Raw genomic sequence first — 19,879 nt, 5'->3', positions numbered from 1 at the left:
GGATAAGATAATGAATTATGATCCTGCTGTTTTGCAGAAAATACTGACAATACCGGAGCTGGCGGAATTTGATTTGTCCTTCAAGCCCATGTTCGGCGGGATCATGGGATATGCCGGCGGCAAGGTCTTTGCTTCCCTCTCCAATGTCGGCCTGGCCCTGAAGATGAGCGGCAAGGATCGTGAGGCTCTTCTGGCACTCCCCGGTGCCTGTGCCCTACGTTATGAACCGGAAAGCGCTCCCAGCAAGACCTATGTCGTTGTGCCGGAGTCTCTGCATACGCGTCCGGATGAGCTGAAAATCTGGGTAGAGCGCTCTATTGCGGCGCTTCCTGCAGCAAAGCCACGCCGCTAGGAAAGAAAGGCAGGGCGTTCGTGCTGTTGCCGTGTTCGGCTCGAGGTGAAATTTGCTGCTTTCCCGCAGGGGGGCGAGCCTCTTCGCTGACGGTCGATCACGCTGGGAGGTTGCAGGGCTTACCTATGCTCGCCATGATTATGAACTCTCTGACGCAGCCTTACATCTGGTCTTTGCAGAGTGTGTGTCAGCATCGCAGAAAAGACTGTGCAAAATCGTAACGGATGGGCACTCTTGCCTGATGCGCTGTTTCTTGCCTCTGACTGCTCTATTTTTTTCCTCTTCGACGATGGCGGCCACTGCGCCCTCCCCTGCGCCGAGTCCTGCCGAGATTGTCGATGCCGCGCCCGCCACAGCGTGGCGTGATGTGGCACCAGAGCGTTTGCTCATCATGAAGCTGGCCGATGGGGACCGCGTGGTGATCGAACTCGCGCCTGAATTTGCCCCTGTGCATGTGGCCAATGTCGTGCGTCTTGCCCGGTCCCATCAATGGGATGGCGGTGCGATCACCCGAGTGCAGGATAATTATGTCGTGCAGTGGCGTGTGCATGACAAGGCGTCCCCCTTACCCGAAGGGTTCGTGGCTCATCCGTCTGCCGAATATGAGCGGTCTCTTGAAGGGCTGGACTACACACGACTCCCTTACCCTGACCCCTATGCCGCAGAGTCCGGCATAGCATCGGGCTGGCTCGTCGGGCGCGAGGGCGCGCAGGTCTGGCCAGCGCAATGCTATGGTGTGGTCGGTGTCGGGCGGGACATGCCGCCCGACACCGGGGATGGGCGTGAACTCTATGTAGTCAATGGCGAGGCACCGCGTCAGCTTGATCGCAATCTGGCTGTCGTCGGGCGCGTGCTGCAAGGCATGGAGCATCTGAGCGCCTTGCCAAGAGGTGCCGGGAAACTCGGTTTCTATACTGATCCGCATCAGAATGTGCCGATCGCAAGCATGACGCTGGCTGCGGACCTCCCCTCTGGGGAGCGTCCGGTCTTTCAGGTAATGCGTGTCGAAAGCAGAAGCTTTTCACGCTATCTTGCTGCGCGCGCTGCTCGTCAGGATCCTTTCTTTGTGCGGCCTGCCCATGGAGTGGCCTTGTGCAACGCGCCGATCCCTGCTCGGGAAAAAACTGCAGATCATTCGTGACCCTGCACCTGATTTCAGGCTGACAATCGATCAAGGCCTGCTCACGCCGTCATATCTGGTTGCGCGGGTCATTTTTATGGGGCCATGCCATGCAGATGGTGAGGCTTCAGATGATCATTATAGCCGGCTCTCCAACACTGGAGCGTCGCCGAGGTAGTATCTTGCCGGGTGCTCTATCAAGCGGAGAAGAGGGCGAAGCCCTGAACGGTCGACCCGGGTGCAACAACGACCAGAAGCTCTCGATCAGGCTGTGTCTAAAATGTCTTGATGCAGCCCCATTTCCGTTATAGCGCCATTAATTCCTTTTTCGTATCGATGCGTATCGTTAATGCTTCTCTCTCTTCCGTTATTGATGGCGGAGGGTACCGTAGAGGCGCATTAACGTGTCATTCAGATTTCAAGCAGCATCCATATTCTTCATGGCCCTTTCAGGTTTGGCGGCAGGGCAGGCTTTGGCTTCCTCACTGCCCGATGGGTATCAGCCTACTGTCTCCGCACGCGTCGGTACGCTTGGTATCGGTCCCGAGGTCAGTATCCGTATTCCCAATTCACATTGGGGATTTCGCGGAAACATGAATTTCTTCACCTATAACGATTCTTCTATTTATCATCATCGCTTCACAAACAATGATCCTGCAACCGGCTATGATCTTGATGCGCAGTTCGGCGGGTCGTTCAGGTTCTTCAACGGCGGGCTGACTACCGATTTCTATCCTCTTGGTTCCGGTCTGCGCGTTTCGCTTGGTGTTTATGGTGTGGGTAACCGCGTTACGGCGCGCGCAACACCGACGGGTGACGCCCGCATAGGGCGTCGTATTTATGACGTGCAGGATGCCGGTAGCGTTTCGCTCAAGGCAATTCCCAATCAGGTCGCACCTTATATCGGGTTCGGTTACGCAGGCCGTATTGTGAGTAATATCGTCTTTTCGGTTGATGCCGGTATTCTGGCCGAAGGTAACCCCAAGGTTTCCATGACAACCGCAGGGCCGGCTGCTTCCCTGCCTTCATTCACAGACAGTGTTGAACGGGAGCGACGTCGTATCCAGCACGATGTCAATATTCCGGTCTATCCGGTTCTGGAACTTGGTCTGGGCTATCGTTTTTAGAGTTTAGGAAGAGCCCCAAATCCTGCCTTGCCAGTCTGATGAGCGGCTGACCGTCAAGGCAGGGTTTGTGTCGGTAACGCGACCAAGGCCGCCGGACTGGCTCCGATGGTCAGGTCAGGTTCTACGCTCGGCGCTGATTATAGACATCGACGCAGACGGCACCGAGTAGCACCAGTCCCTTGAGCACCTGCTGATAATCGATGCCAATACCCAGGATCGACATGCCGTTATTCATGAGACCCATGATCATGGCACCGATCACGGCGCCTCCAACGCGCCCGACACCACCATAGGCGGAGGCCCCGCCGATGAAGCAGGCGGCAATCACGTCAAGCTCGAAGCCAAGTCCGGCCTTGGGTGTGGCGGTGTTCAGCCTTGCAGCAAAGATCAGGCCGCCAAGAGCAGCCAGTACGCCCATATTCACGAAAGTGAGGAAGGTGAGGCGCTCGGTGCGTATGCCCGAAAGCGCTGCGGCGCGCACATTACCACCCACCGCGTAGATCTGCCGCCCCAGCGTGGTGCGGCTGGTCATGAAGCTGTAGAGCGCGATCAACATGGCCATGATGATCAGAACATTGGGCAGGCCACGATAGCTGGAAATCAGGGTTGCGAGATAAACGATGATCCCGAAAACGGCGATGTTTTTGCCGATGAAGAGCGGCATGGGCTCGACATCAATGTCGTTGCGCTGATAACGCGCCCGCGCCCGGACCGAGCCAAGCACCATGGCCGCCGCCACGATGACGCCCAGAATGAGCGAGGTCGGGTTGTAATGCCCGATTTTGGGCAGAAACTCGGGAATGAAGCCGGAGGAAAGCTTCTGGAAAACGGTCGAGAAAGGCCCGAGGGACTGGCCGCCCAGCAGGGCCAGGGCCAATCCCTTGAAAACCAGCATCCCTGCCAGTGTCACGATGAAGGACGGGATCTTGAAATAGGCTATCCAGTAGCCCTGTGCCGCCCCGATCAGCGCGCCAGTGGCCAGACAGGTCAGTGTCGTCACGACGACGTTGCAGTGCCATTGCACCATCAACACCGCTGCCACGGCCCCTGTAAAACCAGCGACCGAGCCGACCGACAGATCGATATGGCCCGAGATGATCACCAGCAACATACCCAGCGCCATGATGACGATGTAACTGTTCTGGAGCACCAGATTGGTCAGGTTCAGCGGACGAAGCAGGGTCCCGTTGGTCACGATCTCGAAAAACAGCCCGATCGCGACCAGCGAGATGAACATGCCGTATTCGCGCAGATTATTGCGGATGAACCGCCCCATTGCGCTATTGCCCAGCTTGTGGCCACCCGGTGCACCACCGGTGGGGCCGGTATCGCCAGCAGGAGAGAGCGGATTGCCGGGGAGGAGAATATGTTCGCTCATGGTTGTTACGTTCCCGCAGCGAGAGAGGAAACAGCGAGATTGGCTGTCTCGCCTGGAATGGTGGCAATCGGCATGGATTCAGATGTGCTGCGCACGATGGCGCGCATGATCTTTTCCTGACTGGCTTCCTCGCGGGTGAACTCACCTACAAAGCGCCCTTCATTCATCACGCAGATACGGTCGCATATGCCGAGCAATTCAGGCATTTCGGATGAAATGACCACGCAGCCCCGACCGCTATCGGCCATCTGCTGGATCAGGGCATAAATCTCGTATTTGGCCCCGACATCGATGCCACGCGTGGGCTCATCCAGAATGAGCACGTCGGGATTGGTGAAGAGCCATTTCGACAGCACCACTTTCTGCTGGTTGCCGCCCGAGAGCTTGCCCGCCATCTGCTGCACATCGGGCGAGCGTATGCGCATCTTGTTGCGATAATCCTGCGCGATACGCAGCTCGGCAATGTCATCAATGACGCCATGATGAGCGATGCCGCGCAGTTCGGCCAGGGAGATGTTGTGGCGTATCTCGTTGCTCAGATGCAGCCCGAGCTCCTTGCGATCCTCGGTGACATAGGCGAGCCCGACCGCAATGGCGCGGCTGACAGTAGAGACATCGACCGCCTTGCCGCGCATGGTGACATCACCCGATATACGCGTGCCGAAGGAGCGCCCGAACAGGCTCATGGCAAATTCCGTGCGCCCCGCACCCATGAGGCCGGCAATACCCACGATCTCGCCTGCGCGGACGTGGAAATCGACATGGCGTATGACCTGACGGTCGGGGTGGAGGGGGTGCCAGGCCGACCAGTCGTGAACCTCCATCAGCATTTCGCCAATGCGCGGCGTATGCGGTGGGTAGCGATGTTCCAGATCGCGATTGACCATGAGACGGATGATCTCGTCTTCATCCGCAGAGCCGTTGCGGCAGTCGATTGTGCCGACACTGCGCCCGTCGCGCAGTACGGTGATACGATCAGCCACGCGTGAGATCTCATTCAGCTTGTGCGATATAAGAATGGACGACAGCCCCTCTGCCTTGAAGGCAAGGAGCAGATCGAGCAGGGCTGCACTGTCACGCTCGTTCAGGCTGGCTGTTGGCTCATCCAGAATGAGCAGGCGCACCTTTTTCGAGAGCGCCTTGGCAATCTCGACGAGTTGCTGCTTGGCCACGCCCAGATGCGTGACGAGTGTTTCGGGTGCATCCGTCAGCCCGACCTGACGCATCAGATCACGTGCCCGCACACGCGCTACGTCGCGGTCGATCACGCCAAAGCGGCCCGGCGGGTGGGTAATGAAGATGTTTTCCTGCACCGAAAGCAGCGGAATAAGCGCCAGTTCCTGATGGATGATGATAATGCCAAGCGCCTCGGAGCCGTTGATATCGGCAAAGCGGCGCTCTTCACCATCGAACACGATCTGCCCGTCATAGCTCCCGGCGGGGTATACCCCGCTCAGGATTTTCATCAGGGTCGATTTGCCTGCGCCATTTTCGCCGCAGAGTGCATGAATCTCGCCAGGCTCGACCGAAAAACTGACATCGCTCAGCGCCTTTACGGGACCGAAACGCTTGGCGATTTTCCTCATTTCAAGAATGGGGCTCATGGCGCTACTCGATCTGGCTTGCGGTGTAATAGCCGCTGTCAATCAGGGTCGGACGGATGTTGGCCTTTGTCACCACAACAGGCGTCAGGAGATAGGCGGGCACGATCTTGACACCGTTATTGTAGCTCTTGGTGTCATTCACAGGCACGGTCTTGCCAGCCAGCATGGCATCGACCATATCGGCCGTCACGCCGGCGAGCTTGCGCGTGTCCTTGAAGATCGAGGAATACTGGTCACCCGCGAGGATGGATTTGACGGAAGGAATTTCGCAGTCCTGCCCGCTGACATAGGCCATCCGCGTGTCGCCACTGCCATAGCCTACGCCCTTGAGCGAGGAGATGATGCCAATGGAGATGCCGTCATAGGGCGACAGCACGGCGTCGAGATGACGGTCGGTGTAATAGGCGCTCAGCAGGTTATCCATGCGCGATTGCGCTGTAGCGCCGTCCCAGCGCAGGGTGGAAACCTTGTCCATGGTCTTCTGGCCGGACGGAATGACCAGCTTGCCACTATCCAGATAGGGCTTGAGCACCGACATGGCGCCATTGAAGAAGAAATAGGCATTGTTGTCGTCCGGTGAGCCACCGAAAAGCTCGATGTTGAAAGGCCCCTTCGCGTCGGGTAGCCCGAGTGCCTTTACCAGAGAACCTGCCTGGAGCACGCCCACCTGAAAATTATCGAAGGTGGCGTAGTTGCTCACATCGGGTGAATTGCGGATCAGGCGGTCATAGGCAATGACCTTCACACCACGCTGTGCGGCCTTGTGCAGTGTGTCGGATAACGTGGTGCCGTCGATGGCAGCGATCACCAGAACTTTGTCACCCTTGGCGACCATGTTCTCGATTTGCGAGACCTGATTGGGCACGTCGTCATCGGCATATTGCAAATCGGTATGATAGCCGCGCGATTGCAGGGTTTTGACGATGTTGTTGCCATCCGCAATCCAGCGCGCGGACGACTTGGTAGGCATGGCAATGCCGACGGTGGGCTTGTCGTCGGCATTGGCGCGCCCCAGACCGGCCGGGCCAAAAAGCGCGGTGGTAACGAGGGCAAGAGAGGCAAGACCGGTACTGATTCTGCTCATGACGTGACGTCCAAAATTCCGGTCACAAGCCGCGCTGGGCATGATGCGGGCTGCGACAGAGATAACGGCGGGAGAGAGAGGTCGAGATTTTATGAAAGGATGCGTCGGAAAGCTCTCGCGCTCCCCTAGGGCAGATTGATAAGCAAACCGACGCTCGAGAGAAAATCCGGCAGGGAGGGCGATCCCTGTATGCAAAAAGCCTTCTGCAAAGGTGATTATGTTACGCCTCACGAAACAAAAGAGTGTAACATGAAATGAGTTAATCATATCATTTTGACGTTATAAATAACATAATTAACGTTTCACGCTAACGTGATAAGGATATTCCGATACGGTCTTCTCGCCTGATGCCTGATGCCTGATGCCTGATGCCTGATGCCTGATGCCTGATGCCTGATGCCTGATGCCTGATGCCTGATGCCTGATGCGGTAGCAACCTGCATGTGGCGTCTGGGGATCTTTACGTTAACTACCGTAAAAAAAGAGTCTCTGGTCGGATGCGTAAATCGACCTGTTCTGCAAATTCTCAATGGAATTCTTTAAAAATTATGATTGGTAGAAATTATTGATTGATAACTACTTTGTAATTAGTAAACATTCAAAACGAGCGCACCGATATGTGAGCATAGTACAAACATATAATATTATTACCATTAATTATTGAAACATTCACTTATTTACTATACGAACATAATTTGTCTAAACATTAGTAAATCGACGCCCAGAGCGAAAGATACCAGATTCATGAATACATCTACTGATGCCCAGTTTGATGGAAGCCAGACCTATGCAATCGATGGCGGTATTTTCTTGATCAAGACATCTGATCTACCTACCAGCCTGTCATTTTATGAATATGAGCTGGATATTGGCGCCGAGGGCGGAACAGTTGATGTCGACGTCAACATGCTGACTGCCCCTGGGCAATACTGGGTGATCAACGTCAATTTGCCGCCGGGGAGCACCGGGGTGGATTTTTATTTTCGAGTGCTCAACAACGCGAACGACTCAATATGGGTCTCGACGAGTTATGATCGCCAGAGCAATACGACGAGCATGTTTTTTAGCACCAAGAACATGTCGGGCGAACCTTCCTATATTGAACTTGTTCTGCCTGGCCGTCCTTTCAGTAATTCTTATGGCCCCAATGGTTTTCTGCCGCCGGGTACCGAAATGTACAATGTGGGCCCGGCTTACTGCTTTCTTGAAGGTGCAATGATCGAGACAGATAGCGGTGAAGTGCGTGTCGAGAACCTTGTTCCCGGTCAGAAGGTCATGACCTACGACGCCCTTGGTTCACGACTGGGCTTGCGTGACATCACCTGGACGGGGCGGGATACGGGTACGATCGGGCATACCGGGCATGATGATCTCGACCATCGCCCCATCTGCATTCTGAAGGATGCGTTTGCCAGGGGCGTGCCGCATGAGACACTGCGTGTGACCCCCGAACACTGCTTCCTGATCGACGGTGTGCTGCTTCCGGCCCGGATGCTGGTCAATCACCGGTCTGTTTTCTATGTGACAGATGTGGTGCGCTATCCCTATTTTCATTTCAAGACCGAAGGTCATGCCATTGTCAGGGCGAATGGTGTCCTGACCGAAACCCTGCGTGATGATGTGCGCCAGTTTGTGCGTCGCAGTCCCGGAAGGAAGCCTGAAGATGCAGGGCTGAATGCGTTGACCGAGGCGGCGTTTGCGGCACCACTATGCACGGATCACGGGCTGGCCCGGATCATTCATACCCGTCTGGATGAACAGGCAACGGCCATGGGTTTGCAGGCGCACACCTGCATGAGAATGCTTGAGCATGATGCCGGACTTCATCTGGTTCTGGCAGATGGACGTCGCCTCGACCCGATCCGTCTCAATGAACGCTGGGCGGTGTTCTCTTTGCCTGCGGGTCAGAGTGCCATTCAGATCGTTTCACGCCATGCGCGCCCTTGTGACACACACGGCCCCTATCTGGATGACAGGCGCGACCTTGGGGTGCGCGTGGGCGAGGTCACCCTGTTCGGGTCTGACACAACGCGCTCTGTCACAGCCCATCTCGACAATCACGCTGTTCCGGGCTGGTATGATGAAGGGGCAGGCGTACAGTCGCGCTGGACGAATGGCCGGGCTTTGCTGCCCCTCGGTGAGGCGCTGGGTACACAGGCTCTTCTGACAATCGAGGTGCTGGAGACGGCGCTGTATCTCCAGGATTATTCGACAGGGACGGTCGCCAGCGAGCAGGTTGCGGCCTGACGTGAATCCGGATGGGACAGAAGGCAGAATCTCCTGCCTCTTGCCTCCCTGTCCTGCACGACATGGGCGGCATCAGGCATCGTGTTCTCGTGCCGCATGATCTCGGTGCAAAAGGCAGTCCACCTGTTGCTTCAGGGAGGCTGATCGTTCCCTGTTTCGCCATGGGTCAGAAAGTCGACAGGGCGAACAGGACAGGCGGCATGGCCAGACAGGGCCCTGCTGGACGCCATGAAAAATTGTCGAAAGGATATGCTCGGTCAGGGTGAGCACGTCCCGGTTGATGATGAGGCCAAGCAGAGGCCAGTGTCGTCTGACGGCAAGGCGTAACGGGTGCATGAGGAAACACTCCTCGTATCATCGAGACATATTATGGGGGGATGCGGGCGCGCGGGTCTCAGTGCCGAACCGGCCCCCTCGGTCTGGACGATGGGCGTGTGAAAGGCATCGGCAATCAGCCGGAGAGCGGTCGGGTGATGAGGCCCGACCTGTGCATCTCCTCATCCATCAGATTCGCTGCGAGATGGAAGGCGCGCCGGGCATGGGCGTAGGGCAGCCATTGCCCCATCATGTTCCATGGCATGCCGTTATTATAGGTCGCGATGGCCATAAGCGTGCTTCCGTTGCGCGCATCAATGGCCAGAAGTTCCTCGCTGGCACCCCCCGGTGCTGGCGGGGGAATGGGGGGCAAGCCGCCTCCTGCGGCGCCAGCCGCAAATCCGGCGATAATCGGCAAGGCATTATAGTACCATTGGCTGCGACGCAGATTGGTGATGGCTGCTCTGATGCGGATTGTGCCAGGCGGCAGGGTGGCAAGGCCGGTCTCGTTCAGAATCACCAGATCCTTGCCCAGCGTCTTGTGCAATTCGTCCTCGAAGGCCCGTATTACGCGTTGCTGTGCTTGAGGGGAGAGATGGGCGGCCTTGCTCGTCGGGCGCCATTGCACTGGCTCGATCACTGCATAACGGTAGATGACCCCGGCCGGTGCCTTGGGAGCAAAAACCAGATCATCACCGTGATTGTCAGGATGGGCCATCAGCCCATAGGTCTCAGGCGCAATGAAACCGGTCTTCGTGGTTCCCTGTCCGGCGCAGGCGGTCAGCGCCATCATGCCGGTTATCAGGACGGGATACAGTAAACCGGGGTTTATCCGCCGTGGTGAGGTGGGTTTGCGGGCCAGAGAACGGGTGAGGGAACGAATGGCGTAAGGCAGGCGAAACATGGTCAGGCGCGTCTCCCGGGCAGGAAAGGCGGCGCAATCTCCTGACAGACAGGGGACGAGCCGGGTGATTTCCCTCTTTCTGCCAGTCGCGTCTTTCTGCGTTATGTCCCGTCTGTGGCCATGTGGAAATATTGGCGTCTTTCAGTCGGAAGCGGGCAACAGAACACGCACACGCAATCCCCCTTCCGCCCGGTTATCGATGATGATATCGCCGCCCAGACCGCGCATGACGGTACGGGCCGATGTGAGACCAAGCCCAACCCCGCCAGTCTGCCGGTTGCGCGACTTGTCCAGCCGGAAATACGGTTCGAACACGGCATCGAGCGCGTCGGGTGGAATACCTGGGCCCTGATCGAGAATGGTGACGACCCAGCCCGTCGCCCGAATCCCTGCGGGTGATGCGTCTGTCATATCGCCTGGTGCGAGGGTGATTTGCGGCGGCGTTGCATATTTGATCGCGTTCTCGACCAGATTGGTGAAAACGCGCTTCATGGCGTGAACCGGACCGCGATATCCCACCCTACCCGGATTGTCGTAACGCACATCATGCCCCTGATCGCAGAAATCATAGGCGACGGTTTCAAGCAGCCCGGAAAGATCGAAAGCCGTCTGTGTTTCATGGGAGGCATCGTCGCGGAAGAACGACAAGGCGCCATCGATCATGGCCTGCATCTCGTCAACATCGCGAAACAGCAGTTTCTGTTGCGTCGGGCAATCAATGAACTCTCCGCGTAGTCTGATACGCGTGAGCGGCGTGCGCAGATCATGCGAAATGGCAGCAAGCATCGTGGTACGATCAAGGATGAACTTCGCAATACGCGCCTGCATGGCGTTGAGCGTCACCGCTACCTGACGGATCTCTCTGGGTCCCGCTTCGCTGACACGTGCATAGTTTGGCTGCGCATCGAGCCGGCGGACTTCGTGGGCCAGATATTCGATCGGGCGTGAAAGCTGGCGTGAGGCGATGAGTGACACCGCGATGATCCAGACAAACAGCATTATGCCTTCCAGCATGAGGCGCTGAAAGGCGTAAAGCCCCCAGAAACGCTGAAGGGCAACACAAAGCACCCAACTGCCGTCATCGAGCTGGATCCCGACGAAATACGCGTCGTGATACAGCGAACGGTCATAGGGCAGGCCGGGGAGGGTAGAGACAGGGTTATCTTCCTGAAACACCGCGATGGCAGGAGGCTTTTGCCCCAGAAACGGGCTCAGGAAATGCCAGCTCTCCTCAATCTCGCTGCGACGGTAATGTCCCGCGGCCAGAGCCTTCGCGAGCGGCGAAGCTTTTGGGTACCACCCGAAATGGATCTGTCTTGATTGCGCTGCTGCCAGCAGCGTTTCCCTGTCAGTGGCGGGGGCTACCCGCACCATGCGAAGCACGGCCCCAACCTCTCTCACCATACCGGTGGCTTCAATATCAGGCTTGCTCCACGGGCCGCCAAATTCGACAAAGACCGCGAGCAACAGCAGCGTTATCCCGGCGGCAAGGGCCACGGTGACAATCAGGCGGCGGGAGATGGTGTCCTGTGTGAAAACGCGATCAGGGGGAAGCCTCGCCCATCTCATCGTTTCACCGCAGCGGTGAACATATAGCCGCCATTGCGTACGGTGCGTATGAGGGTTGGATTTCTGGGATCGTCCTCCAGCTTGGCGCGCAGGCGGCTGACCTGCACGTCGATACTGCGATCAAAGGCGGCATGGTCGGGGCCGCGAGCCATATCCATCAGCTGGTCCCGCGTGAGAACGCGTTGCGGGTGTTCGACAAAGGTCAGCAGCAGATCGAATTCACCCCCCGAGAGCGGGACGAGCGACTGGTCCTGCGCGCGCAGTTCGCGACGGGCAACATCCAGAACCCAGCGACCAAAACGAAGGACAGGGCGCAGCGACGGGGTTGTCTCGCCCGGCGTGGCAGCACGACGCAGAACAGCCTTGACCCGGGCCAGAAGCTCGCGCTGGTCAAATGGCTTTGTCAGGTAATCATCGGCCCCGATCTCGAGCCCCACAATACGGTCAGTCAGATCGGCCATGGCCGAAAGCATGATGACCGGGATGCGGGATCGGGCACGCAGGCGCTGGCACAGGCTGAACCCGTCCTCGTTGCGAAGCATGATATCGAGAATCACCAGATCGACCGGCTGCCTGCCCAGAATGGCAAACATGGTCTCGCCCGTTTCCGCCGTGGAGACCTGATAGTGATGCTTTTGCAGAAAACTGCCGAGAAGGGTCAGGATATCCTGGTCGTCATCGACAAGAAGAAGATGAGGCATTGGGGTCATCCCTCGATCGTATCACGCAGGCTCGTCCCCATGATGTCAGCAACGGACATGATGTTTCAAGTTGCAAACAATCGGATAGAACGACGCTCCGGGTCACAGGGGAAAGGCGCGCGTCGCCCTGTCCTCTCCGAGCTTTGCATCTCCTTTGATAAACCTGCTAGGAAATGAGCGACGGTGCCTCGCAAGGGGTGAAAAGGGAAGCAGGTTCGTGCCATGTGCATCAGTCCTGCGCTGCCCCCGCAACTGTAGGTGGTATGTCATTGCCGTCGCAGCCCACTGGTGACCATGCCGGGAAGGGGGCGGCAATGCCGGGCAACCGGGACCATGAGCCAGGAGACCTGCCGTCGCGTCACTGATTTCACGATCCGGCGGGGTGCCCGGAGCGCGACAGACCATGAACCCGCACCCGTCATCGCGGGGCGGCTTATGGCAGGCCGGGATATCCCGGCAATCATCCTAGTGCCCTGTTGCGCCCGTTCTACGGGCCTGGTCCGGGATTGCTCATGGCCGAACCGATAACATCTTGCGATACGCCTCCCGTCATTCATGTCTGCCTCACCTGCAGGGACGGGGGTGAGGCGCTGCACGAGGCCCTCTTGCAGCAGGCGACCATCGCCGGTGTGCGTGTCGAGGGGGTCAAATGTCTTGCGGCGTGCCAGCGGGGCTGCACCGCCACCCTGTCCATGCCCGGCAAATGGTCGTGGCTTCTGGGAGGGTTGAGGCCCGACCTGGCGGAGGATCTGATGATCTATGCCAAGGCCTATGAACACTCGCGCTCAGGAACGGTCATGCCTTCAAAGCGTCCTGAAAGCCTGCGCGATATCATTCTGGGGCGTTTTCCTGGCCAGTTGTCGCCGTCGGGCGAACCTCATCAACCCGCTGCACCTGCCCAACCTGTCGCATCTGAAAGACTGTCATGAGCAAGATACCTGTTACCATCATCACCGGCTTTCTCGGCGCGGGCAAAACCACCTTGCTGCGTCACCTGATCGAGAAATCGGATGGCCGCCGCATCGCGATAGTGGTCAATGAATTCGGGTCTCTGGGCATCGATGGCGAGACCCTGCGTGGGTGCAGTATTCCGAACTGCCCTGAGGAAGATATCGTCGAGCTGACCAATGGCTGCCTGTGCTGCACTGTGGCGGATGATTTCATCCCCACCATGGAAGCCCTACTCGATCGCCCGACCCCGCCCGATCACATTGTCATCGAGACCTCGGGTCTTGCCTTGCCGAAGCCGCTGCTCAAGGCGTTCGGCTGGCCGAGCGTGCGCACGCGCATGACGGTGGATGGCGTGATTACCGTGGTGGATGCCCCGGCAGTGGCCGATGGCCGCTTTGCCGATGACCCGGAGGCCGTGGCGAAGCAGCGCGAGGAAGATGAATCGCTCGACCACGATAACCCGCTGGAAGAGGTTTACGAGGATCAGCTGGATTCAGCCGATCTGGTCATCCTCAACAAGACGGATCTGCTGGATGACGCCGCCCTTACTGCGGTCGAGGCCGGTCTTGCTGCACGCAAGCGTCGGGTGCGCGTGATTCGTGCCCGTGAAGGGCGTGTCGATCCGGCTGTGCTGCTCGGCCTTGCCGCTGCGGCAGAGGACGATCTGGCAGCACGCCCCTCGCATCATGACGGGGCGGATGAGCATGAGCATGACGATTTCACGAGCTTCGTGCTGAGCCTGCCCGAGCAGGCCAGTGCCGAAGCCTTTATCGCCAGACTTGAGAAGGTGGCGCGTGAGCATGATGTGCTGCGTATGAAAGGCTTTGCCCGCGTGGCAGGCAAGAGCCTTCGTTTAAGCGTGCAGGCGGTGGGCGCGCGTATCCGACATGCCTATGAGCAGGGCGAGGCGCCAGAGGGCAGGCTGGTTGTGATCGGTCTGCACGGGCTTGACCCCAAGGCTGTGCAGCGCAGCTTCGACGCAGGCTGAGCCGTGCATATTCTCTTTCGGGAAACGCATGATCTGGATGGGCAGGCTGTGGCCGAGGACCTCGCCCACACGCCAGCCGATCTTGTCCTGCTGTCGTTTTCCGAGAGTGACCTGCTGGGCCTGCGCGATGTGCACAGGGCGTCAGACCCCAGTTTGCAGGTCGCCACCCTGTCGCGCCTGCGTCATCCCCTGTCGGTTGATCTTTATCTGGAGCAGACGGTTGCCCATGCACGTTGCGTGGTGGTGCGCTTGCTCGGGGGTACCGAATACTGGCGTTACGGCGTGGATGAACTGAGGCTCGTCTGTCGGGAAAAGGCTGTTCCACTGGCCTTCATCACCGGGGAGGCCACGCCGAATACTGCACTCGAAAGCCTCTCAAGCATCGCGCCCGCCCAGTGGGCCCGGCTCGACAGCCTGTTTCGAGAGGGCGGAACACGTAATCTGCGCTGTGCGCTTACCCTCATGGGGGCCATTGCCGGATTGAATGCGGATGACGGGGCCGAGGCCGAAAAGCTGCCTGAGGCCGGAATTTACCGTTGCCTGAACACGGGCGTCTCCTGTCGGGCTCTGGTCGTGTTCTATCGCGCCCACCTCCTTTCTGCCGATCTCGATGGGATCGATGCGCTGGCAGAGGCGATCGCAGCTGCCGGATGCGGGGTCGATCTGGTGTATGTCTCGTCGCTTCGCGCGGCCAAAGTCGTGCCTTTTCTCGACCGGTGGCTTGTGGACGAGCCCCCTGACATCATTCTGAATGCCACGTTCTTCGCCTCTCGTGGGGATGATGGCGGGGCATCGGTTTTAGAAGCAGCGGGTGTGCCCATCGTCCAGCTGCTCCAGCCGGGCACGACGCTTGAAGGATGGCGCAAGGCCGCCCGGGGGCTGTCACCGTCCGATCTAGCCATGCAGATCGTCCTGCCCGAATTTGACGGTCGTCTTTCAGGGGCACCCATATCGTTTCGCGATGAGGCACCGCCCGGCCTGCCAGCGCGGCGCGTGGCTTATGCCCCCGGTATTGCGCAAATTGTGCGCCAGATGCAGGGCTGGTTGCGTCTGGCAGCCGAAACGCCGGGCGAGCGGCGTCTGGCGCTTATTCTCTCTGATTATCCCGGTGCCGAAGGGCAGGCCGCCCACGCTGTTGGGCTGGACAGTTTTGCCAGTGTCGAGGCCATCGCCACCATGCTGGCCAGTGCGGGATACGACGTGCCACCTCTCGTCGCATCAGAGCTGCCAGACAGATTGTGCCGCGCCGCGCCCACTCTCATCATGAGCGCCGACGCCTATCGGGCGGCTTTCGACACCCTGCCTGAGCCGTTCCGGCAAAAAGTCATTGCGACATGGGGGATGCCCTCTCAGCCGGTCAGTGTGCGCTTTCTGCGCGTCGGCGCCCTCATTCTCGCTCTTCAGCCCGGTCGTGGTCAGGAATCTGACCGCAAGGCGCAGTATCACGACCCCGATATTGCGCCCTGCCATGCCTATATCGGCTTCTATCTCTGGCTGCGCCGCATAGGCGATATCAGTGTGATCGTGCATCTGGGCACGCACGGCACGCTGGAATGGCTGCCCGGCAAGGCCGTGGCACTTTCACCCGAATGTGTCCCCGTTGTGCTGCTGGACGGGGTGCCGGTCATCTACCCTTTTATCGTCAACAACCCTGGTGAGGCGGCTGCGGCCAAGAGGCGTCTCGGTGCGGTGATGATCGGTCACATGACCCCGCCCGTGCAGCGTGCAGGGCTCGACAGCGCCATGGAGTCCCTCGAACGCCTGATCGACGAATATGCCGAGGCAGACGGGCTGGACAAGCGACGCGGCACCATGCTGCGCCGTCAGATTCTCGATCGGGCTGCCGATCTGGGCGTGCTGGCCGAGAGCCATTCAGGCGCTACCGGCCGGGAAGGGGCCGACGGGCGCAATGCACGCGTGAGAACGCCTAAGGATGATCCGGCGGATGAGGCCGAGGCGCTGGCGCGGCTCGATGCCTATCTGTGCGACGTCAAGGACCTCCAGATACGTGATGGCCTGCATGTTTTCGGCTGTACGCCGCCCCGCCATGATGCGCTGGTCGCCATGCTGTCCGAGACAGCCCATGTCCCCCCGGAGGCGGTGCGGTCGCGTCTTGATGTCTGTCCCGAGGCCGAGCGTCTGGCTCTTCTGGCGGCGCTCGACGGTCGTTTCATCCCCCCCGGCCCCTCGGGCGCACCCACACGCGGGCGTCTGGATGTGCTGCCGACAGGCCGCAACCTGACAACGACTGACCCGCGTATGGTGCCCACGCGGGCCGCCCTGCTTCTGGCCCATCGCACGGTCGATCTGCTGCTGGCACGGCATATCCAGGAGGAGGGCGAAAACCTGCGTCATCTCGTGCTCGATCTGTGGGGCAGCGCCACGCTGCGCACGGGGGGAGAGGATATGGCGCTGGCTTTTCTGCTCATGGGCGTGCAGCCCCGGTGGGATGCCACAAGTGGCAGGCTTTGCGGCTTCGAGATCGTGCCGCTCACCGTGCTTGACCGGCCCCGTGTGGACGTCACCTTGCGTATATCGGGGCTGTTTCGCGATGCCTTTCCGGGGCTGATCGATCTGTTCGATCAAGCCTCACGTGCCGTGGCCGCGCGTGCAGAAGACGCGGAGTGGAACCCGCTCACTCTCGACCCTGACAGTTCGCGCATATTCGGTGCGGCACCGGGGGCCTATGGCACAGGGCTCGAGGCGTCACTGAGCCAGGGGGGCTGGAAGGATAGAGACGAGCTTGGCCGTCGCTATCTTGAAGGGTCACAATGGAGCTATGGCGGCGGTCGGGAAGGCGTCAGGGCCGGGGCGGAGCTTGCAAGTCGTCTCGGCCGGGCAGAGGTCGTGCTGCACATGCAGGACCATGCCGAGACGGATCTGCTCGAAAGTGTCGACATGGCAGCGCATGAAGGCGGGCTTGGTGCCGCAGCGTCCAGCCTTGGGAATTCACCGATCCTGCTTCATGGCGATACCAGCCAGCCCGATACGCCCCGGCTGCGCGATGTGGCGCAGGAAGTGGCGCGTGTGACGCGGGGCAGACTGGCCAATCCGCGCTGGATTGCGGGCATGATGCGCCATGGCTATCGGGGTGCCGCGGAAATGGCGCGTAGTGTCGCCGCGCTTCAGGGCTGGGCGGCGACCCTGCCTACACGGCTGGACCGACAGATCGATCTAGCTTTCTCGGCGCTGTTGGAAAACGAGGAATGCACCGCGTTTCTGGAGGCCCATAACCCGGAGGCGCTGTCAGACATGAAGCATCGTTTTGCCGATCTGCTTGATCGCGATCTATGGCGGCCGCGCAGCAACGCGGTGGCGAGAGTGCTGGCGAGCGACCATGAGCCGGTCTGATCTGCGAAGAGGGCTAACCCGGTCCAGCACGCCTGCGGTTCTGATGAGGAAGACTAGGCTCATGAACGCATCCATCACGAGGGAGAGCCCATGACCCGTATGCTGATGGTGGCAGCCCCGCGCTCCGGTTCGGGCAAGACCACGCTCACCTTGTCACTCATTACCGCCTTCCGCCGCAGGGGGCTGAAGGTGCGGGCGCTCAAGACAGGCCCCGACTATATCGATCCCGCGTTTCATCAGGAGGCATCAGGGGCACCCTGTGCCAATCTCGATAGCTGGGCGATGACACGAAGCCAGATGGCCGCAGGGCTGGCCCAGGCGGCGGAAGGAGCGGATCTGGTCATCGTGGAATCGTCCATGGGGCTGTTCGATGGTCTCCCCCTTGAGGACGGCGCGCGTGGGGCCGCCTCCGATATTGCCTCGCTTTTCGCCATGCCGGTTCTGCTGGTGCTTGATGCGAGCGGGCAGGGACAGACCGTGGGTGCCATTGCACAGGGTATGGCCGGATGGGTGCCTGATGTGCGCATTGCCGGTACCGTTGTGAACAATATCGCTTCGGACCGTCATGAAAGGCTCTGCCGTGTTGCCTTGAGGCATCCTCCTCTGGGCGTGTTCCGGCGCGACAGGGCTATCGTGCTGCCCGAGCGTCATCTCGGTCTGGTGCAGGCGCGCGAGCGTGGCGATCTGGCCGGTTTTTTCGCCGCTCTGGCAGACAAGGCCGAGGCCGAGCTCGATCTTGACGCCATATTGGCCTTGGCTGCGGCGTATCGCCCGATCGCGCCGCAGGACAGGGTCACGCTCAGCCCCCCGGGGCAAGTGATTGCTCTGGCCGATGATGCTGCCTTTTCCTTCCTTTACGCCCATCACGCCCGGACATGGCGCGAGGCCGGGGCGGAAATCCTGCCCTTTTCGCCTCTGGCTGATGAAGCGCCACCAGAGCATGCGGATTGCTGCTGGCTGCCCGGCGGTTATCCCGAGTTGCATGCGGCGGCACTGGCAGCAGCCAGCCGCTTCAGGGTAGGTATGACGCGTTTTGCGGAGACACGACCGATCCACGGCGAGTGCGGAGGGTATATGGTTCTGGGCGCAAGCCTTGAGGATTCATCCGGCACGACCCATTCCATGCTGGGGCTGCTATCGCACCGGACCTCCTTCGCACGCCGCAGGATGGTGCTCGGCTATCGTGAAGCGCGACTGCGCCATGATGGTGTACTCGGCGCGGCCGGACAGGTGCTGCGTGGGCATGAGTTCCATTATGCGAGTGTCACGGATCGTGGATCGGACGAGGCTTTCGTGACGCTGCGTGATGGTGAGGGGCAGGATCTGGGCGAGGCGGGAAGCCGCCGTGGTCAGGTTTCGGGCACGTTCTTTCACGTGCTGTCTGGTCCCAGACCGTCGTCAGACACGTGACACCGGCTTTTTCCATGCTGCTGGCGCGCCACCCTGCGGTGCAGGTGGCGGCGGGGCTGTGCTACGGGCGGCTGGACGTTGATCTGGCCGCGGGCTGGCAGGATTGTGTCTCCGGTTGGCAACGTATCTGGTGCAACGGCATGGCCGCGCGATCCTCAGGCACGATGGGGACTGCTTTGTCCTCTGAAATCCGGGTGTTTCATGCGCCTGCATCACGTTGCACGCTCTCTGCCCGGGTTCTGGTCGAGGTATCTGGACAGGGTGCTCAGGCAGGGCAGAGGCTGATGGCGTGTGAGAGCGATTCCCGTCTGGCCGAGCTGGATTTTGGCACCTGGGAAAACCGTCTCTGGTCAGACGTGCCCCGTGATGCGCTGGATGAATGGGCAGCCAACCCTATGGGCTATGCCCCGGGTGGGGGCGAAACCGTGCAGGCACTGTTGCACCGTGTGACGGGTTTCTGGCAGGAGCGCATGGCGGCGGCACAGGATTGTTGCATCGTCACACATGGTGGCCCGTTGCGCGTGATGCTGGCGCTGGCGGAGCGCCGCCCTTTCGAGGTGTCAGACCCGGCCCCTGCACAGGGTGCGGCAATTCTGTTGCATTTTTTCAACAATCCCTGTGGGTTTGTTGCGCAAAAGTCGCCGATACGTTGACAAACTGCAACAGACGAATGAGGAGTGTGGCAATCCTGAATCAACGGTAAGGTTTGTCATGCTGTTACGCTCCCATACCCTCCTGCCATCAGTTGCGCGCAAGGGGGTGTTTTTCCTCATTGCCT

Annotated in this window: 15 protein-coding genes and 1 riboswitch; of the genes, 9 read left to right on the top strand and 6 right to left on the bottom strand. The window is 59.5% G+C overall.

Annotated features, from left to right (window positions below):
- Nucleotides 1-10 precede the first annotated feature (10 nt).
- The 3 genes from ACWNRM_RS12655 (at nucleotide 11) to ACWNRM_RS12645 (ending at nucleotide 2,599) form a co-directional block, all read left to right on the top strand.
- Nucleotides 11-352 (top strand): TfoX/Sxy family protein, encoded by a 342-nt coding sequence (locus ACWNRM_RS12655; protein ID WP_485171121.1) that lies wholly within the window; start codon nucleotides 11-13, stop codon nucleotides 350-352.
- Between the two features lie 289 nt (nucleotides 353-641).
- Entirely contained in the window at nucleotides 642-1,493 is an 852-nt protein-coding gene (locus tag ACWNRM_RS12650; protein WP_485171122.1) for a peptidylprolyl isomerase, read from the top strand.
- A gap of 419 nt (nucleotides 1,494-1,912) precedes the next feature.
- Complete coding sequence (locus ACWNRM_RS12645) at nucleotides 1,913-2,599, top strand: hypothetical protein (protein WP_485172223.1); 687 nt, start codon at nucleotides 1,913-1,915, stop codon at nucleotides 2,597-2,599.
- A gap of 121 nt (nucleotides 2,600-2,720) precedes the next feature.
- Here ACWNRM_RS12645 and mmsB read toward each other — a convergent pair whose 3' ends face one another.
- Genes mmsB through chvE form a run of 3 tightly spaced genes read right to left on the bottom strand, consistent with a single transcriptional unit; the run spans nucleotide 2,721 to nucleotide 6,665 of the window.
- Nucleotides 2,721-3,977 (bottom strand): multiple monosaccharide ABC transporter permease, encoded by a 1,257-nt coding sequence (gene mmsB, locus ACWNRM_RS12640; protein ID WP_485171124.1) that lies wholly within the window; start codon nucleotides 3,975-3,977, stop codon nucleotides 2,721-2,723.
- Nucleotides 3,978-3,982: 5 nt separating this feature from the next.
- Nucleotides 3,983-5,581: a multiple monosaccharide ABC transporter ATP-binding protein gene (gene mmsA, locus ACWNRM_RS12635; RefSeq protein WP_485171125.1), complete on the bottom strand. Its 1,599-nt coding sequence runs from the start codon at nucleotides 5,579-5,581 to the stop codon at nucleotides 3,983-3,985.
- 4 nt (nucleotides 5,582-5,585) lie between these two features.
- Nucleotides 5,586-6,665, bottom strand: coding sequence for a multiple monosaccharide ABC transporter substrate-binding protein (gene chvE / locus ACWNRM_RS12630; RefSeq protein ID WP_485171126.1), 1,080 nt, complete (start codon nucleotides 6,663-6,665; stop codon nucleotides 5,586-5,588).
- Between the two features lie 744 nt (nucleotides 6,666-7,409).
- On the opposite strand from chvE, the gene ACWNRM_RS12625 reads away from it, so the two are divergent.
- Entirely contained in the window at nucleotides 7,410-8,912 is a 1,503-nt protein-coding gene (locus tag ACWNRM_RS12625) for a Hint domain-containing protein (protein ID WP_485171127.1), read from the top strand.
- A gap of 451 nt (nucleotides 8,913-9,363) precedes the next feature.
- Here ACWNRM_RS12625 and ACWNRM_RS12620 read toward each other — a convergent pair whose 3' ends face one another.
- The 3 genes from ACWNRM_RS12620 to ACWNRM_RS12610 form a co-directional block, all read right to left on the bottom strand.
- Nucleotides 9,364-10,131: a DUF3313 family protein gene (locus ACWNRM_RS12620; RefSeq protein ID WP_485172222.1), complete on the bottom strand. Its 768-nt coding sequence runs from the start codon at nucleotides 10,129-10,131 to the stop codon at nucleotides 9,364-9,366.
- A gap of 141 nt (nucleotides 10,132-10,272) precedes the next feature.
- Nucleotides 10,273-11,700 (bottom strand): HAMP domain-containing sensor histidine kinase, encoded by a 1,428-nt coding sequence (locus tag ACWNRM_RS12615; RefSeq protein WP_485171129.1) that lies wholly within the window; start codon nucleotides 11,698-11,700, stop codon nucleotides 10,273-10,275.
- Complete coding sequence (locus tag ACWNRM_RS12610; protein WP_485171130.1) at nucleotides 11,697-12,410, bottom strand: response regulator; 714 nt, start codon at nucleotides 12,408-12,410, stop codon at nucleotides 11,697-11,699. The genes ACWNRM_RS12615 and ACWNRM_RS12610 overlap by 4 nt, the downstream gene beginning before the upstream one ends.
- A 155-nt stretch (nucleotides 12,411-12,565) precedes the next feature.
- Nucleotides 12,566-12,770: riboswitch (cobalamin riboswitch) on the top strand.
- A 143-nt stretch (nucleotides 12,771-12,913) separates the two neighbouring features.
- Between ACWNRM_RS12610 and ACWNRM_RS12605 the strand changes: the two genes are divergently transcribed.
- The 5 genes from ACWNRM_RS12605 to ACWNRM_RS12585 all read left to right on the top strand — a co-directional run bounded on the left by ACWNRM_RS12605 (nucleotide 12,914) and on the right by ACWNRM_RS12585 (nucleotide 19,754).
- Nucleotides 12,914-13,330, top strand: a complete 417-nt coding sequence (locus ACWNRM_RS12605; protein WP_485171131.1) for a DUF1636 family protein — start codon at nucleotides 12,914-12,916, stop codon at nucleotides 13,328-13,330.
- Nucleotides 13,327-14,340, top strand: a complete 1,014-nt coding sequence (cobW, locus tag ACWNRM_RS12600; RefSeq protein ID WP_485171132.1) for a cobalamin biosynthesis protein CobW — start codon at nucleotides 13,327-13,329, stop codon at nucleotides 14,338-14,340. The genes ACWNRM_RS12605 and cobW overlap by 4 nt, the downstream gene beginning before the upstream one ends.
- Before the next feature lie 3 nt (nucleotides 14,341-14,343).
- Complete coding sequence (gene cobN, locus ACWNRM_RS12595) at nucleotides 14,344-17,691, top strand: cobaltochelatase subunit CobN (RefSeq protein ID WP_485171133.1); 3,348 nt, start codon at nucleotides 14,344-14,346, stop codon at nucleotides 17,689-17,691.
- Between the two features lie 90 nt (nucleotides 17,692-17,781).
- On the top strand, nucleotides 17,782-19,101 hold the full coding sequence (locus tag ACWNRM_RS12590; protein ID WP_485171134.1) for a cobyrinic acid a,c-diamide synthase CobB: 1,320 nt from the start codon (nucleotides 17,782-17,784) through the stop codon (nucleotides 19,099-19,101).
- On the top strand, nucleotides 19,098-19,754 hold the full coding sequence (locus ACWNRM_RS12585; protein WP_485171135.1) for a histidine phosphatase family protein: 657 nt from the start codon (nucleotides 19,098-19,100) through the stop codon (nucleotides 19,752-19,754). Before ACWNRM_RS12590 ends, ACWNRM_RS12585 begins: the two co-directional genes overlap by 4 nt.
- The last annotated feature ends 125 nt before the right edge of the window (nucleotides 19,755-19,879 follow it).

It is taken from the genome of Asaia sp. A2 (genome assembly GCF_057319415.1).
This window is presented reverse-complemented; position numbering and strand designations above follow the sequence as displayed.